The 15,062-nt window shown below is 63.3% G+C and carries 12 protein-coding genes and 1 pseudogene; all 13 read right to left on the bottom strand.

Annotated elements, in window-relative coordinates; translation table 11 throughout:
* Positions 1 to 197: 197 nt before the first annotated feature.
* A complete protein-coding gene (locus tag LPW29_RS03615) occupies positions 198 to 2,096 on the bottom strand; it encodes an XrtA/PEP-CTERM system amidotransferase (protein WP_238626910.1) in 1,899 nt (632 codons plus the stop codon).
* Between the two features lie 185 nt (positions 2,097 to 2,281).
* Positions 2,282 to 3,529: a glycosyltransferase gene (locus LPW29_RS03610; RefSeq protein WP_370642834.1), complete on the bottom strand. Its 1,248-nt coding sequence runs from the start codon at positions 3,527 to 3,529 to the stop codon at positions 2,282 to 2,284.
* Complete coding sequence (locus LPW29_RS03605; RefSeq protein WP_443112348.1) at positions 3,513 to 4,142, bottom strand: exosortase C-terminal domain/associated protein EpsI; 630 nt, start codon at positions 4,140 to 4,142, stop codon at positions 3,513 to 3,515. Before LPW29_RS03605 ends, LPW29_RS03610 begins: the two co-directional genes overlap by 17 nt.
* A 177-nt stretch (positions 4,143 to 4,319) precedes the next feature.
* Positions 4,320 to 5,005 (bottom strand): annotated as a pseudogene (xrtA, locus tag LPW29_RS03600) (exosortase A); the annotation flags it as partial.
* 231 nt (positions 5,006 to 5,236) lie between these two features.
* Entirely contained in the window at positions 5,237 to 6,487 is a 1,251-nt protein-coding gene (locus tag LPW29_RS03595) for a TIGR03087 family PEP-CTERM/XrtA system glycosyltransferase (protein WP_238626906.1), read from the bottom strand.
* Positions 6,487 to 7,551, bottom strand: coding sequence for a FemAB family XrtA/PEP-CTERM system-associated protein (locus LPW29_RS03590; RefSeq protein WP_370642835.1), 1,065 nt, complete (start codon positions 7,549 to 7,551; stop codon positions 6,487 to 6,489). The genes LPW29_RS03595 and LPW29_RS03590 overlap by 1 nt, the downstream gene beginning before the upstream one ends.
* Entirely contained in the window at positions 7,548 to 8,387 is an 840-nt protein-coding gene (locus tag LPW29_RS03585) for an XrtA system polysaccharide deacetylase (protein ID WP_238626914.1), read from the bottom strand. Before LPW29_RS03585 ends, LPW29_RS03590 begins: the two co-directional genes overlap by 4 nt.
* A 38-nt stretch (positions 8,388 to 8,425) precedes the next feature.
* Positions 8,426 to 9,460: an XrtA/PEP-CTERM system-associated ATPase gene (locus LPW29_RS03580; protein WP_238626904.1), complete on the bottom strand. Its 1,035-nt coding sequence runs from the start codon at positions 9,458 to 9,460 to the stop codon at positions 8,426 to 8,428.
* A gap of 8 nt (positions 9,461 to 9,468) precedes the next feature.
* A complete protein-coding gene (locus LPW29_RS03575) occupies positions 9,469 to 10,851 on the bottom strand; it encodes a TIGR03016 family PEP-CTERM system-associated outer membrane protein (protein ID WP_238626903.1) in 1,383 nt (460 codons plus the stop codon).
* Positions 10,848 to 11,921: an XrtA-associated tyrosine autokinase gene (locus LPW29_RS03570; protein ID WP_238626902.1), complete on the bottom strand. Its 1,074-nt coding sequence runs from the start codon at positions 11,919 to 11,921 to the stop codon at positions 10,848 to 10,850. Before LPW29_RS03570 ends, LPW29_RS03575 begins: the two co-directional genes overlap by 4 nt.
* Positions 11,918 to 13,480, bottom strand: coding sequence for an XrtA system polysaccharide chain length determinant (locus LPW29_RS03565; protein WP_238626901.1), 1,563 nt, complete (start codon positions 13,478 to 13,480; stop codon positions 11,918 to 11,920). Before LPW29_RS03565 ends, LPW29_RS03570 begins: the two co-directional genes overlap by 4 nt.
* Positions 13,481 to 13,564: 84 nt before the next feature.
* Complete coding sequence (locus LPW29_RS03560) at positions 13,565 to 14,188, bottom strand: XrtA/PEP-CTERM system exopolysaccharide export protein (RefSeq protein WP_238626900.1); 624 nt, start codon at positions 14,186 to 14,188, stop codon at positions 13,565 to 13,567.
* Positions 14,189 to 14,468: 280 nt separating this feature from the next.
* Positions 14,469 to 14,885 carry an OsmC family protein gene (locus LPW29_RS03555; protein ID WP_238626899.1) on the bottom strand — a complete coding sequence of 139 codons (417 nt, stop codon included), beginning with the start codon at positions 14,883 to 14,885 and terminating at the stop codon, positions 14,469 to 14,471.
* Between the last annotated feature and the right edge of the window lie 177 nt (positions 14,886 to 15,062).

Below are 15,062 nucleotides of genomic sequence, written 5' to 3'. Positions count from 1 at the left end.
CTCCCGCGCGCCCCCCCCCCCCCCCCCCCCCACCCACCCACCCCCCCCCCCCCCCCCCCCCCCCCCCCCCGGGGGGTGGGGGGGGGGGGGGGGGGGGGGAAGGGCTGGCACAGTGCCTATCCCACCCCCTCATCCCCGCCCCTTCTCCCCAAAGGGGAGAAGGGAGTCTCTGTAGCTGAACCTTGATTCTTTCACGTTTAATCTGCCCCCTCATTCCGCCGCAAGAACGCCTCGAACATGAACAGGCTCCACAGCGGGGCGCTGTAGTCCCGTTGGCCGCTGATGTGGGCGTCTACCAGGTGCTGGAGGGTGTTCATGTCGAAGATGCCGGAATCCCTGAGGCGGTCGCCCAGGATGGTTTCCTGCAGGCGTTGCTTCAAGGGCCCTCGGAACCACTGGGCCAGGGGGACGGCGAAGCCCTGTTTGCGGCGGTAGAGGATGTCGTGGGGCAGGTGCGGCTCCATGGCCTTCTTGAAGATGTACTTGCCCTCCCCGCCCTTGAGCTTCATGTCTGGTGACAGGCCGGAGATCCACTCCACCAGGGGGTGATCCAGGATGGGTACGCGCACCTCCAGGGCGTGGGCCATGCTGGCGCGGTCCACCTTGGTGAGGATGTCGCCGGGGAGGTAGGTCTTCATGTCCAGATACTGCACCAGAGACAGGGGGTGATCCGTGGGGGCGCGTTGGGCGTGATGGCGCAGGACTTCCACCGGGTGATACCCCTGCAGGCTGCGCCGGAAGGATGCGCTGTACAGGCGCTGGCGCTGCTCGTCACGGATGATGGCGTTGTTGTTGAAATACCCCTCCACGGCATCCCGGGCCAGGGCCTGGAAGGTGGCCTTGGCCCGGAACATGCGGGGTGCCCAGTCGGCCTTGGGGTACAGGCGCGCCAGGGCTCCGAACAGGGGCCGGCGCAGGCCCAGCGGCATCATGGAGCGCAGGCGTTCTTCCTGGACGTGGAAACGGTAGCGCCGGTAGCCGGCCAGGTTTTCATCCCCGCCGTCGCCGGACAGGGCCACCGTCACCTGCTCTCGTGCTAGCTCGCACACCCGGTAGGTGGGCAGGGCCGAGCTGTCGGCGTAGGGTTCGTCGTACAACTCGGCCAGACGGTCCAGCAGCCCGAAATCGTCCGGATCCACCTGACGCACCTGATGACTGGTGCCAAAGCGCTGTGCCACCTGGGCGGCGTGGGCGGATTCATCATAGGCCGGGTCACTGAAGGCGATGGAGCAGGTCTTCACCGGGTCGGATGACAGGCCGGCCATCATGGCCACCACGGCACTGGAATCCACGCCACCGGAGAGGAAGGCGCCCAGCGGCACCTCAGCCACCATCCGCACTCGCACGGCCTCGCGCAGACGCTCTTCCAGCCCTTCCATGGCGTCGGCCTCACTCTTGGCGCCGCTGTCATGAAATGGCACGTCCCAGTAGATGCGGGGCTCGGGCACAGGCAGGCCGCGATGGATGGACAGGGTGTGCCCCGGGGGGAGTTTGTGCACGGCGTCATAGATGGTGCGCGGTTCGGGGACGTAGCCATAAGCGAAGTAGTCGTCCACGGCCTGGGGATCCAGGGCCCGGGGCAGGTCCGGGTCGGCCATCAGGGCCTTGAGCTCCGAGGCGAAGGTGAGCATGCCGTCGGGCCTGATGGCATAGTAGACGGGCTTGATGCCCAGGCGGTCGCGGCCGATGAACAGGGTGTGCAGGTTGCGGTCCCACACGGCAAAGGCAAACATGCCCCGGAAGCGCTTTACACAGGCCTCGCCCCATTGTTCCCAGGCGTGCACGATGACCTCGGTGTCGCAATGGGTTCGGAAATCGTGGCCGGCGGCCTTGAGCTCTTCGGTCAGCTCCGGGAAGTTGTAGATCTCGCCGTTGTAGGTGACCACCACGGATCCGTTCTCGTTGAACAGGGGCTGTTGGCCGCTGGAGAGGTCGATGATGGACAGGCGCCGATGGGCCAGGCCCAGCCCGGGTTCCACGTGGATACCGCCTTCGTCCGGCCCACGGTGGAACTGGGTCTGGTTCATGCGTTCCAGCAGTGCCCGGTCGATGGGGCGCTGGTCGCGGGTGTCGAATATCCCTGTGATGCCGCACATGTTCCTACTCTCTATGATCTGAGTCCCTCTCCCCTTTGGGGAGAGGGGTTGGGGTGAGGGGCCGGACGAGCACCGTGCCCACCGTTCTCCTCATCCCCGGCCCTTCTCCCCGCAGGGGAGAAGGGAGTTGGTAGCCCCTCTCCCCTACGGGGAGAAGGGTTGGGGTGAGGGGTGAGGGGACGGCTCTAACGTAGCCCATCATAAACATCCAGATATCCCTGAACCATGGCATCCATGCTGAACGATGCCTCAGCGCGGGCACGTGCATTGGCCCCGTGGGCCGCCGCGGTCTCCGGTGAGGCCAGGTACTCGGCCAGCGCATCCGCCAGGGCACCGGCATCCCCGGCGGGGATCAAACGGCCGGTGCGCCCCTCCTCCACCAGGTCCGGATTGCCGCCCACCTGGGTGGCCGTCACCGGCAGACCGGTGGCCATGGCTTCCAGGATGGTGTTGCAGATGCCCTCGGCCAGCGAGGGCACGACGAACAGGTCCATGGCCCGCATCAGGTCCGGCACATCATCCCGGGCGCCGGGAAGCCAGACGCGATCCAGCAGACCCGCCTCACCCAGGCGCTCACGCAATGCCTCAAGTTTCGGACCATCGCCGATCATCACCAATCGCGCTCCCTCATGCCCAGGACGCTGGCATAACGCAATGAAGGCCTCTACCAGAACCTCAGGCGCCTTTACCGCCTGCATCCGCATCACTGCCCCGATCACGGTGGTCCCCTCCGGCGCCAATCCCTGTGGGAGCACGGCCTGATGGGATACCCCCCGTGGGAGCGGCCCTCGGCCGCGAAGATCAACGCCCCTATCCCCGATCGCATCCCCTGCCCCGGAAGATACAGGGGCCTCGCTCACGCCCGCCGGCCGAAACCGCCCCGTATCCACTCCGTTGCATACATGATTCAACCGCGAGGCCGGCACCCCGATCACGTCCTGCAGATAACCCAACTGGTGCCGCGACAGGGCGATGTACTGACCCACCAGAGGCCGCACCAGCCGGCGCAGTCGCTGAGTCTTGAGACGGGAGCCATCCAGATCCCCCATGTCCCAGCCGTGTTCCCCATGCACCCGGCGCCGCACGCCGGCCAGGGCGCCAGTGACCTGGGTCTCCAGGGTGGCCATGTTGCGGGTATGGACGATGTCGGGTTTGAGTTCACGCAACAGACGCCAGAGTCGACCATGCACAGCCAGATCCTTACCCTCGCGCTTGTTAAGGGCATGAAGGCTGACATCGTCCCGTTGGATGCGCTGGGCAAAATCCGTGTAACCGGTCATGCAGATGATGGCATGCCGGTAACGCTCGGGCGGCATGTGGTTGATCAGGTTCACCAGGCCGTTTTCCATGCCGCCCACATCCAGACGGTGGATGATATGGGCTACCAGGGGTGGCCTGGATGCCTTGGAAGGCCGCTCACTCATGGACGGCATACGCCTCCGTTTCGCCCACGTGGACCCGCGGCGGTGCCTGCTTCAGGAACTCGGCCAGGACGGCCCGTGCCTCGTCGGCGGAGACCTGGAACTCGGCACTCAGCGCCACGAGCATCGAGCCCTCCGGTTGACCACTCAGGCGGGCCCAGGCCTCCAGCATCTTGACCTCGATGGGGCGCACGGTGGTGTGGCCCGCCACCTGATACCAGTGCCACACCACCCGGTTCTGCCCTTCCCTGCCCCGCAGAACGGTCTCGCGCACAGGGCGTTGCCCTCCCTCGGGCAGGCGGGCTGTCGCGCCTCCCTGGGAGACCCGTCGCCATGAATTGCCATCGAAGATGCGGTTGTCATAGCGAATCAGATCGGTGCCGGGCTGGTTGTGGCGATAGTGGTAAAGGTGCAGTTCCACGGTTTGCGGCCCGCCTGGGTAAGCCACCTGGGTCATGGCATCAGGCTCGGCCCAGCGAGGGCTCCAGGCAGGGTCCTCCAGGTGCTCGGGGCCCTGCCATGGGGCAACTTCAGGGGCCAGCGGTTCGATGTCACCCACCAACCTGGCCATGCGCTGGTCGAGCCAGGTCTCGGCCATTGGCGCCAGAGCCAGGGCCACGACCATGGCCGCGAGGGGGGTGGCATGGATGGCCAGGCGGCGGGTGATGGGGGGGCGCGCACTGGAAACCGGGGGAATCTCATCACCGGTCATCTTGGCCATCAGCGGTTCATGATCGTCCCGGAAGAGGGTCCCGATCCAGAACAACAGGAACATCACGAACCCGAAGAACAGCCAGCCGTAGATCAGGTGATCTACCCCCACGGCGTGCTGCATGTCGGTCAAGTGGGCGATCATGATGATGCCGTAGGCGCGCAGGCCATTGGCGACGATGGCACGATGATGGACAGCACCACGAAGATCAGGCGACGCCAAATGCTGCGGTACACCAGGTAGGCATACACCAGCCCCAGGGCCACGGAGGCGATCAGGTAGCGGATACCGCTGCACACCTGGGCCACCACGAAATCTCCGGCGGGGATGCTGATGTAATAGCCTTCGCTGAAGGTGGGGATGCCACTGACCCGTAGCATCCACACCGTGAACCACGCGGTGTATTCCTGCAGAACAGGTACCAGGAAGTTGCCCACGGGCCAGGCGAAGAACAGGTAGGCCAGGGGAAATACGATCACCCGGGAGACCTGCCAGCCCATGATGGCGAGCACCAGCGCGGGCACCATGGCCACCACCACGAAGGTCTGCACCACGGTGACATCGGCAGCGCGGGCCAGGAACCAGCCTGCCCCCAGGGCGAGGATGGCCAGGGCACCCAGGAGACTGGGGTTGGGAGTCGCCTGCGCCAGGCGATGTCTTTGGGTCCAGGCCAGGAACAGGCTGAGGGGGAGGATGACCATGCCGTGGGCATAGGTGTCGGAGGTGGTCCAGATGTGGACGAGTTTTTCCACACTGGGCCAGTAGAGGGCCAGCATGGCGAGGAAAGCGGCGCCGAGCAGGCCGAGGGCCAGGGGCCAGGGGAGGCCACGGATGGCGCCCTGGCTGGGCGCTTGGGTGTCTTGCTGAACTTCGTTGTGTGATGGACCTGTGTTCATGGTGTTCCTGGTCTTTTGGGTAGGGTGCCCACCGTTCCCCCTCATCCCCGACCCTTCTCCCCAGGGGGGAGAAGGGAGCTATTGAGCGCCTCCCCTTGAGCACAGGGGGGGTTAAAGCCCCTCTCCCGCTTGCGGGAGAGGGGTTGGGGTGAGGGGCCTTTTGCTTTCCAGCAGATCCACAAATCGCCCCATGTGTTCCGCCCAACTGTAATGCCTGCACACACACGCTCGATTCCGCGCTCCGGTATCATCCGGGATCTCCCCCGTCAGGGCCGCCACTGCCAGTTCTATCAGGGCCTCGGAGGTGTCGCCCACGATGGGCTCCACATCCGGACACACCCGCAACCCATCCATGGCCTGGGAGGTGGCAATCACCGGGCGGGCCATAGCCATGGCTTCCAGTACCTTGTTCTGCACCCCCCGGGCTATCCGTAGGGGCGCTACGGCGGCCGCTGCATAGGCCAGGTAAGGGCGTACATCCTTCACCGCACCGGTCACGTGTACGCTGTCCACCTGTTCCAGTCGCTTCACCTCCAGAGTGGGACGGGCACCCACAATGGTGAAACGGGCCCTGGGGCAACGCTCGCGAATACTCGGGAAGACTGTCTCGGCGAACCAGCACACCGCATCCACATTGGCCCAGTAGTCCATGGCACCCGTGAAGACCAGATGCCTTTCCCCTGCCCGATAGGGAGAGGGGTACACATGTTGCGGTGAGAAGTAATCCACATCCACGCCATTGTCGATGGCATGGGTGGTTTGAGCCGTCTCCGGGGACAACTGGCGGAACAGTGCAGCCTCTTCGTGGCTGACGAACACACCGGCGCTGGCCTGGGCCGAGACCTGGCGTTCGAAGGCCAGCAGTCTGCGCGACTCGCGCAGGTAGAGTTGTTTCATGGGGAACCGATGCGATGGGGCGTACTGACGCCATTTATCTGAGTCCACATCCACAAAATCCACCACCACACTGCGCTTGGCATGATCCTCGGGCTGCAGGTACTGGGCCATGGCCGAGGAGAACACCAGCACCCGGTCGATACCGGCATCCAACGTCTTGCGCACCCACTCATGCATCTGGGCATCGGCATAATAGGGTACCGTCAGGGCCTGGCCGGTCAGCAGGCCGCGCAAGCTCTTCAGCTTGGCCAGGCGAGGGTTCAGGGCCTGGAGGTGGGCCTCTTCGCAATAGGCGGTGATATCGTCCTGGTAGCGCCAGTCTGCCGGGTCGTCCACGAAACCGCCCAGGTGGATCCGATAGTGGCCCGCCAAGTGCTTGAGCAGGTTGAAGGAACGGATCTTGTCCCCCTTGTTGGGGGGATAGGGGATCCGGTGGGCCAGGAAGAGTAGTTTAGGTTTCTCCATCACCCCAACCCCCTGGAAATAATCGGTCCCAATCGATTGGCTACCGGCAACGGCAACCGCTTCCAGCCAGCGATGAACAGACGGTACTTGGGGTTGAGCGGATTGATGTCCGGAATATCACTGGCTCGCACCAGGTGGTATTCGTAGTACAGCGGCTCGGGCTCGAAGCCCCAGTTCTTCTTGAAGCTGAACGATCCGGTACCCCGCTTGCTGCGGCCATAGTCGAACAGGCGATATCCTTCCTCGCCAGACCGGCGCATCACCTCCCAGTAGAGAAAATCGAAGGCCGCCAGGTCCCGGGCTTCGGGGGTGCCCCCGCCATAGTAAGGCAGCACCTCTTCCCGAAACAGGAAGCTCAGCACGCTGCTCACCGGCTGCCCGTCATGGCTGACCGTGGTCACCTGAGCCGCCTCGCCAAACTCATCCATCAGGGCCTGAAAGAATCGATGGGCGAACACCGGCGTGCCGTGGCGCCGCACGCTGTCGGCGTAGATGGGGAAGAAGCGGTCGATGCCTGCATCCCGCTCGGAGGTCAGTTCCCGCTTGATGCCCTTGCGCACCATGGCCCGCTGCTTGCGGGGGGTGGCCTTCATGTTCACTTCCGGGTCGGGATCGATGGGCTTGCGGAAGGTCACGTACAGGTCATCCTTGCAGGGCCAGTCGGGCAGACGCCGCTCCCGGTGGCGCAGTTCCAGATAGTCCACCTGAAGCTCCTCGGCCAGGTTCTGCGCCGCCCGGATCAGGGCCTGTTCGGCCTCGGCATCCTCGGCGGCCACGCCGCCATACACGCAAAAGGGGACGGAGATCAGGGCATTGCCGAACAGCAGGGTCTTCACATGCCCCAGGGGCAGCACACCCCGGATCCGGCCCTCGCTCTCGGCATAGAGGTAATACCCCGTGTGGCCCAGGGCCTGTTCCAGCACCCGTTTCCAGCCGGCCCGGTGAAAGAAGGTGGCCGTGGGGCAGCCCTCCACGAAGGCCTCCCAGGCAGGGTCCATCGCCGGTTCCAGGCGCTGGATGGTCAGGTTGGTGGAAGAACTGGCAGTCTGGGGCTGTTCACTCATTGCGCTGGGCATGGGCCGGGGGCAGGCTCCAGGAACACGCGATCCATGCGGTCCCAGTGAAAATCCTTGAGCAGTTGTTTCAGGCGCGATTCCGTGCGCGCCAGGTTGAGATAATGGCGTACCCGGGTCTTGAGGCCGATATTCTCCTGGCGGGGCTGTTTCGGGTCGATCTCCCAGGGGTGGAAGTAGAACACCGCCGACTGGCCTTCAGACTGGTTGATGTGCTGGATGGCCCAGCGGGACAGGTGATAAGGAAACAGCCGGAAGTAGCCGCCGCCACCGCAGGGGAATTTCTGGCCGGCCAGCTCCAGGGTGGTCACCGGCACCTCCAGCAGATCCCCATCCCCTGGGTAAAAGGCGAAACGGGGGGCCTCTGGCATGCCGTAGAGGTCGTGGCGGATGGGATAGATGCTGGAGCTGTAGCGGTGCCCGGTCTCCTGCAGGATATCCAGGGCCCAGAGGTTATCCCGGCCGATGGAATAGCTGGCCGCCCGATAGCCTTTCACCGGCTCGCCGGTCACATCCTCCAGCAGCGCCCGTGTGCGACTGACATCCTGACGGAAGGCCTCTCGGGTCTGTTCCGTGGCGCGGATATGGGACCAGCCGTGGCTGGCAATCTCGTGGCCTTGATCCCGGGTGCGTCGCACCAGCGCCGGATAGCGGCGCGCTACCCACCCCAGGTAGAAGAAGGTCGCCTTCACCTCCTGGTCGGCGAACAATTGCAGGATACGATCCACGTTCTGTTCCACCCGGCAGGGCAGATCGTCCCAACTGCCCCGGGAGATGTGCTCCTCGAAGGCGGACACCTGGAAATAGTCTTCCACATCCACGGTCATGGCATTGCGGATGCCCTGGGGGGCGTTGGGGACCTGATTCACTGGGGTTTCTCCTTCAGGAAATGCTTGATGAAGCGTCGCACCTGGGAAATCTCCCTGTAAAAGGTCTTCTCCATCGTCTGGATGCGACTTTCCAGGGCTGAAACCCGCAGATCCAGGTTGCTCCAGGAGTAATGGGCCGGCAGGCCCTCGGCATCGTAGACGCCACCGCGATCCAGCCCCCCTTCCAGCGGCCCGGACCCGGTGTCCTCGGCCAGGGCATTCATCTCATCGCCCAGTTCCTGCGCCACGGTGCGCACCACGGCGTCATCAATCTGGTGACGCTCTTCCAGGAAGGCGTACAGCAGCAGGCGGTCCGCCAGGCTGTTGATGCGCCGGGGGATGCCCTCGGTCTGGCGATGGATCTCGGCGAAGGACTCGGGGGTGAAATCCGGATCCCGCTGCCAGCCGGAGTTTTCCAGGCGATACTCGATGTATTCCCGGGTTTCCTCTTCCGAGAGGGGCGTGAGGTGACAGGCCGCCAGAAAGCGCTGGCGGAACTGTTCCAGTTCGGCCATCTGCAGGGTGCGGCGAAACTGGTTCTGCCCCAGCAGGAAGCTTTGCAGCAGCGGGCGACCGGACACCTGGAAGTTGGAGAGCATGCGCAGTTCTTCCAGGGCATGCGGGGGCAGGTTCTGGGCCTCGTCCACCACCAGCAGCATGCGCTTGCCTTCCCTCGCCTTTTCGGTGAGGAAACGTTCCAGGCGCGACAGGATGGTGGCCTTGCTCTCTTTCTCCACCTCGAGGCCAAAGGCGATGGCCACCATGCGCAGCAGCTCGTCGGCCTGCAGTTGGGTGGTGACGATCTGGGCAGCGATGAGCTTGTCGTCATCCAGCTCATTAAAGAGCATGCGCACCAGGGTGGTTTTGCCCGTGCCCACATCACCAGTGATGGCGATGAAGCCTTCCCCCTGACTCAGGCCATAGCGCAGATAGGCCAGTGCCCGCTTGTGAATGCGGCTGCCAAAGAAGTAGCGCGGGTCGGGGCTGAGCTGGAAGGGCTTACGGTCCAGCTTGAAGTAGGCTTCGTACATGACGCTCCCTAGAACGTGGCGCTGAGTGTGGCGGTCACCCGGTTTTCTTCGTAATCGCCGTCCGGCAGGTCCGAGTCACGCTGCTGGTAGCGGTAGGTCAACGAGGCGGAGGTGCGTGGCCCCAGGGTTCGGCTCAGACCCAAACTGAGGGCATAGAGATCATCCTTGCGGTTGTCCACATCGTAGTCGGTGCCCTGCCATTGGAGGCTGGACTGGGCGCTGGTGCGGGGGGCTAGTTGATAACCGGTGGTTACGCTCAGGGTATCGGCCTCTTCATCGTTCTGATCGGTCTGGTATTCGCGTTCACGGCGTGAGCCACTCACGGTCCAGGAGGCCTTGGAATACTGGCCGGAGGCGCTGATGGTGAGTTGGCGAGAGACAAAGGTACCCGGGGGCTGGTCAAGCCGAGCGGTATCGTCGACTTCGTCGCCCAGCCGCCCTCTTTGCGTATCCACCGTCTCCGAATAGGCAACAGACCACGACGCATGCCGGAATCGATGGCTCAGCGTCAGTCCATAGGTATCGCCGAAGAACCGCTCGCCCTGATAGGCATCGAGGGAAGTGCGTGTGGTCGGTAACCAGGTGAGCCCAGCCCGCCAGAACGTGTCGTCAGGATCATTACGGCCCACGGCCTGCTCAAAATCATTACGTTCCTCACCCCCGGCAGCATACACACTGAACTGGGGTGTCAGATTCAGCCGGAGCAGCCCTTCAAGGGATTCGAAGGTGCTTTTCGTCCCCTCCTCGAACTCCACCTCATCCCAGCTGTAGCTCAGCCCCCAACCGATGGTGGTGAACTGCGGACCACTGTTCAGGCTGGCCTGGACACGGTTGGATTCACTGCCTGAACCCTCCACGCTTGAATCCTCGTAGTCCGTTGTATCCCAGCTATATCGCACCTCACTGCTGGCAAACTGCCCGAACTGCTGGCGCCAATAAGGGCTCACGCGGTAGGTGGCTACCCCTGTTCTGTTTCCATCGGTGATGGTGTCATCCGCGAAGCCATCGCGGCCATCCACCAGTCGGTCCCGATAACTGGCAGAGGCATCCACGAAGAAGGTTTCACTGAGCACTTCGGTGGTGCTGTTGCCCGAGAAGGTGTGATTGACGGTGTTGCGGCCATCATCCCCCCAGTAGGCGAGGCCCTGCAGGTTGTAGCCCATGCTGAGATCCGTGCGCCCCCCCGAACGGCTCAGGGAGAACCCGGTGTTGAGCTGGCTAACGGATTCGGACTCCTTATCGCCAGCGTCCGAGGCCAGGTTAACGTTGTCCGTGTAGGTTTGTGAGACGCTGGCCCGGGGAGTGAAGTCCCAGCGGTTGGCGGCGGCGTGGCTGCTCAGGATGAGCAGGGCCGCGCCCCCCAGCAGCGCGCCACTCCATGGACGACTCATGCGGCGGATCCCTGGGCTGGTTCATCTTTGGCGGGACGCGCGTACCCGTAGCCATAGCCGTAACCATATCCATAGCCGGCATAACGGCTGATCAGGGACGAGCGCATCTTGTTGAGCACCAGCCCGATGGGCTTGGAATGATCCAGCATGGCCAGGGCATCGTTGACGGCCCCCTGCAGGGTCTTTTCCGATTCCACCACGAACACCACCTGACCCAGCAGGCCACCCAACACAGCCGCTTCGCTGGTGAGTAGCAGCGGCGGGGAGTCGAAGATCACCATGCGATCCGGGTAGCGTTCTGCCAGTTCCTTGGTCAGGCGCAGCATGTCCTCACTGGCCAGCAACTCGTTGGCATGGGGATGGTACTTGCCCATGGGCACCACCCGCAGCTTGGGGATGTTGGTCTTGATCATCACATCGCCCACGTCCAGATGGTCGTCCAGCAAGAGATCAATCAGGCCAGGGCCCATGGGGGTGCCCAGGATCTCGTGAACCCGTGATCGGCCCACGTCGGCATCCACCAGCAGCACTGTCTTGTCCATTTCCATGGCGATGCTGATGGCCAGGTTGACGGCGGTGAAGGTCTTGCCTTCGCCGGACTTGGCGCTGGTGACCATCACCAGATTGCCCTGCTCCACCAGGTCGGCGCCGCGGCCGAAGGCATTGGCCAGCAGGGGCCGCTTGATCATACGGAACTCCTCGGCCACCTGGGTGCGTTCCGAGCCGGCCGTGACAAAGCCCTGCTCACGCAGGTGGGCCAGGTTGAGTTCCACATAGCGATCCTGATCCGGATTCAGGTCCGGCGGGGGCGGTGGCACATCCGGCAGGGGATTCAGGGGCGCCTGCATCGCGGGGTTGGTTTCATCTGCTTTGCTCCCCTCGGTAGTGGCCTGGCTCACCTCCGGGGCGCTATCCAGGGAGGATTCAGGCTGCCCGGACGTCTGGGCATCGGACCGTGTCCGCTCAAAGGCGGAGACGTCCGACTGGCTGTGTGCCTGGCTTCCCTCCTGCTCCCGCAGGCGGCGCGCCGCCTTTTCGATCAGGCTCAGATCTCGATCGTTATCGCTCATCCCAGCAGCCGCTCCACGATGGGTAGATGAATTCCGCCTGCTGCCACCACCACGAAATAGGTGAGGATCAGCAGGCCACCGAAGGACGCGAAGGCGACCAGTTCGACTCGCTCACGCCGCTTCATTCTGACGCTGGCGACCTGGGAGACCACCCCCAGTACCGGGAAGCCGGTGACTGAATTGAGTGTGCGACGATTGTCGAACACCGGTCGCAGCAGGCCAATGAGGAAGGCCAGGCCACCCCCCACCGCCAGGCCACCCACCAGGGAGGCACTGAACATGGCTGGGCGATTCGGTGCCGATGGGGAGGAAGGCACTCGGGCCGGCTCGATCACCCGGAACTGCACCTGCTCACCCCCTTCTTCCACGCTACGACTGATGGCTGCGGATTCTCGGCGCCTCAGGAGTTGTTCGTACTGTTCCCGATTGACGTTGTAGTCACGGTCCAGGCGCTTGAGTTCGGCCTCGATCTCGGGGATCACGTTGACCATGCCCTGAAGACTCTCCACCGTCTCTCGCTGACGCTGCAGTCGCGATTGAAGGCTGGCGATTTCCACCTCCACGTTGGACAGGCTCATGCGCATCTGTTGATACACGGGGTTGGTATCCAGTTGCTCTGCCGTGGGGCCGTTCTGCCGGGCGAGCATGATTTCTTCTTCCCGCTGCTCTTCCAGGTCCTCGATGGTACGGCGGATGCTCTGTATGTCCGGATGACGCTCCGTGTAGGTCAGCAACAATTCATCCAGGCGGCTTTGCAGGTTCTGGATACGACTGTCAATGGCCGCCGTGGCCTGGGAGGTGCGGGTGCCGCCCATGATGCCGAAGGTGGGTTCTTCACCGGCCAGCTGGCGGCGAATCTCCTCACGACGGTTTTGTGCCTCGCGCAGGCGTTGCTGCGTCTCCTGCAACTGATTGCGGGCCTGCTGCAGCCGGGAGTAATAGGTGCCTCCGTCACTGGGCAGCATGCCGGCATTGTCTCGACGGAAATCAGCCAGACGCTGCTCGGCATCCGTCAGCCGTTGTTCATACTCCGCGATCTGCTCATTCAGGAAACGCTGCGCGTGATCCGTGCCAGCACGTGTATCGCCCAGGGCCCCTTCGATAAAGCGATTGAGCAGTGCCTGCACCACGTCGTAGGCATGCTGCGGATTACCATGGGTGTAGGAGATGGTATACACATCGTCACTCCGACTCGCCGAGATATTGATGCCACTGCGCAGTTGGTTGACGATGCGCAGCATGTCGCCCTCATTCCGCGCCTGCAGATGCAGATCCACCTCCCGGGCCACCTCTTCCAGATTGGGACCGGTGAGCATGGTGCGGGTCATGAACTCCACCCGCTGAGAAACATTGGTATCCACGGCCAGGCCCCGCAACAGGGGCCTCAACATGGATTGCGTATCCACGTGGACCTGGGCGGAGGAACGGTATTGGTCGGGCAGCTGGGTGACATGAGCCCACCCGGCCAGGCTGATGATCCAGGCCACGATGAGCACGATCCATCGGTAGCGCCAGGTGGACCTGACGTAACCCAGGATCTGATTCAGGATTTCCTGCATGGCGGCGACCTCCTCGCCTACGCGAACTGCTGCTTACTGCACATCAACTAAAAAGGCGCCATCCCTGGCCACCCGACACGGGCATTAGAACCAGGACTCGGGAATGATCAGGATGTCCCCGGGGAGCACGGGGGCATTGGCCTCGATGTCCCCCTGGTTGAGCAGATCGTTCAGCCGCACATTGAACTGACGGGTCTCGCCGTTGGCATGGCGCACAATGGAGGCCCGGTTGCCCGCCGCGAACTCGGTGAGCCCGCCCACGGCGATCATCACATCCAGTACCGTCATGTTCTCGTTGAAGGGGATGGCCTGGGGATTGGCAGCCTGCCCCACCACCCGGATCTGCTGATCGTAGGGGCCGCTAAAGCCGGTGACGATGACCGTGACCACCGGGTCTCGCACGTACACGGAGAGGACTTCTTCCATGTCCCGGGCCAGCTGGGTCGGAGTCTTGTTGGCGGCGGGCACGTCTTCAATCAGCGGGGTGGTGATCTTGCCGTCGGGGCGCACGGGCACCGACATGGACAACTCGGGCTGACGCCAGACGAAGATATTCACATTGTCGCCAGGGCCGATGATGTAATCGGGGCTGCCTTCCAGCGACACATCTTCCAGTGGGGGATGCTTGGTGGCACAGGCGCTCAGCGCCAGTGCCGCGAGAACGACGAGAAGGAACCGGATGAACCCCTGGACACTACGCTTGCTCACGTGCTTCTCCTTTTCTGGCGCCTACCCTGCCCCACTGACTAGAACACCCGGGTGGGCGAAATATTCGCGTAAAACCCTTCATCCCAACGGGTTAAAGCCTGCAGCACAGGCGAGACCCGAAGCCAAAGGGCGACGGTCACTGTTTGAGAGAGTAATGTGAACCAGTTCACATTTCAATGCCGCACCGGAGAGATGGGTGATGGGTTTGATCCCTCCAGGGGCGATTGAGTGTATCACCCGTATTCGCGGCGACGACAGATACCGCTGTCTGGGCCGCCCGTCAGGGCGACCGGATCTCCACATCATGTGTGATCTCAGCCACCTTGCCCAGCATGATGGAGGCCGAGCAGTATTTTTCTGCCGACAGGCTGACGGCCCGGGCCACGTGCTTTTCCGACAGATCGTGACCGGTGACAATGTAATGCACATGGATGCGGGTGAACACCTTGGGGTCGGTCTCCGCGCGCTCGGCGGACACCTCCAGCTCACAGTCAGTCACTGCCTGGCGGGATTTCCTGAGGATCTGCATCACATCAAAGGCAGTGCAGCCGCCCATGCCCAGTAGCAGCATCTCCATGGGGCGCGGCCCCAGGTTGCGTCCACCGTGCTCCGGTGGGCCATCCATCACCACGGCATGTCCACTGCCCGACTCGCCCACGAAGGTCGCGTTATCCAGCCATTTGATCCGGGTTTTCACAGACTCTTCTCCCCTTCGGCGCACTTCGCCGATGCAAACATTCGACAATCCACCCGGCCTACCATAAACTCGACACTGGGAAAATTATAAGATAAGCACCCGAAGCTCATCCGACGCATCAGCGGATACAGGCCCCGCCCTCCCCCTTGCTCGCGTTGGCGGTTCGTCGTCCGGCCC

Source organism: Ectothiorhodospira sp. 9100 (assembly GCF_022227565.1).
Taxonomy (GTDB): domain Bacteria; phylum Pseudomonadota; class Gammaproteobacteria; order Ectothiorhodospirales; family Ectothiorhodospiraceae; genus Ectothiorhodospira; species Ectothiorhodospira marina.
The sequence above is the reverse complement of the archived record's forward strand: the minus strand, read 5'-3'. Positions and strand labels throughout refer to the sequence as shown.

What these genes read in the sequence shown, in the direction of transcription:
- LPW29_RS03585 (WP_238626914.1), bottom strand. Translation starts at nt 8,387, where the DNA reads ATGACCGTGGATGTGGAAGACTATTTCCAGGTGTCCGCCTTCGAGGAG.
- LPW29_RS03590 (WP_370642835.1), bottom strand. Translation starts at nt 7,551, where the DNA reads ATGAGTGAACAGCCCCAGACTGCCAGTTCTTCCACCAACCTGACCATC.
- LPW29_RS03580 (WP_238626904.1), bottom strand. Translation starts at nt 9,460, where the DNA reads ATGTACGAAGCCTACTTCAAGCTGGACCGTAAGCCCTTCCAGCTCAGC.
- LPW29_RS03605 (WP_443112348.1), bottom strand. Translation starts at nt 4,142, where the DNA reads ATGGTCGTGGCCCTGGCTCTGGCGCCAATGGCCGAGACCTGGCTCGAC.
- LPW29_RS03610 (WP_370642834.1), bottom strand. Translation starts at nt 3,529, where the DNA reads ATGCCGTCCATGAGTGAGCGGCCTTCCAAGGCATCCAGGCCACCCCTG.
- LPW29_RS03575 (WP_238626903.1), bottom strand. Translation starts at nt 10,851, where the DNA reads ATGAGTCGTCCATGGAGTGGCGCGCTGCTGGGGGGCGCGGCCCTGCTC.
- LPW29_RS03615 (WP_238626910.1), bottom strand. Translation starts at nt 2,096, where the DNA reads ATGTGCGGCATCACAGGGATATTCGACACCCGCGACCAGCGCCCCATC.
- LPW29_RS03570 (WP_238626902.1), bottom strand. Translation starts at nt 11,921, where the DNA reads ATGAGCGATAACGATCGAGATCTGAGCCTGATCGAAAAGGCGGCGCGC.
- LPW29_RS03565 (WP_238626901.1), bottom strand. Translation starts at nt 13,480, where the DNA reads ATGCAGGAAATCCTGAATCAGATCCTGGGTTACGTCAGGTCCACCTGG.
- LPW29_RS03595 (WP_238626906.1), bottom strand. Translation starts at nt 6,487, where the DNA reads ATGGAGAAACCTAAACTACTCTTCCTGGCCCACCGGATCCCCTATCCC.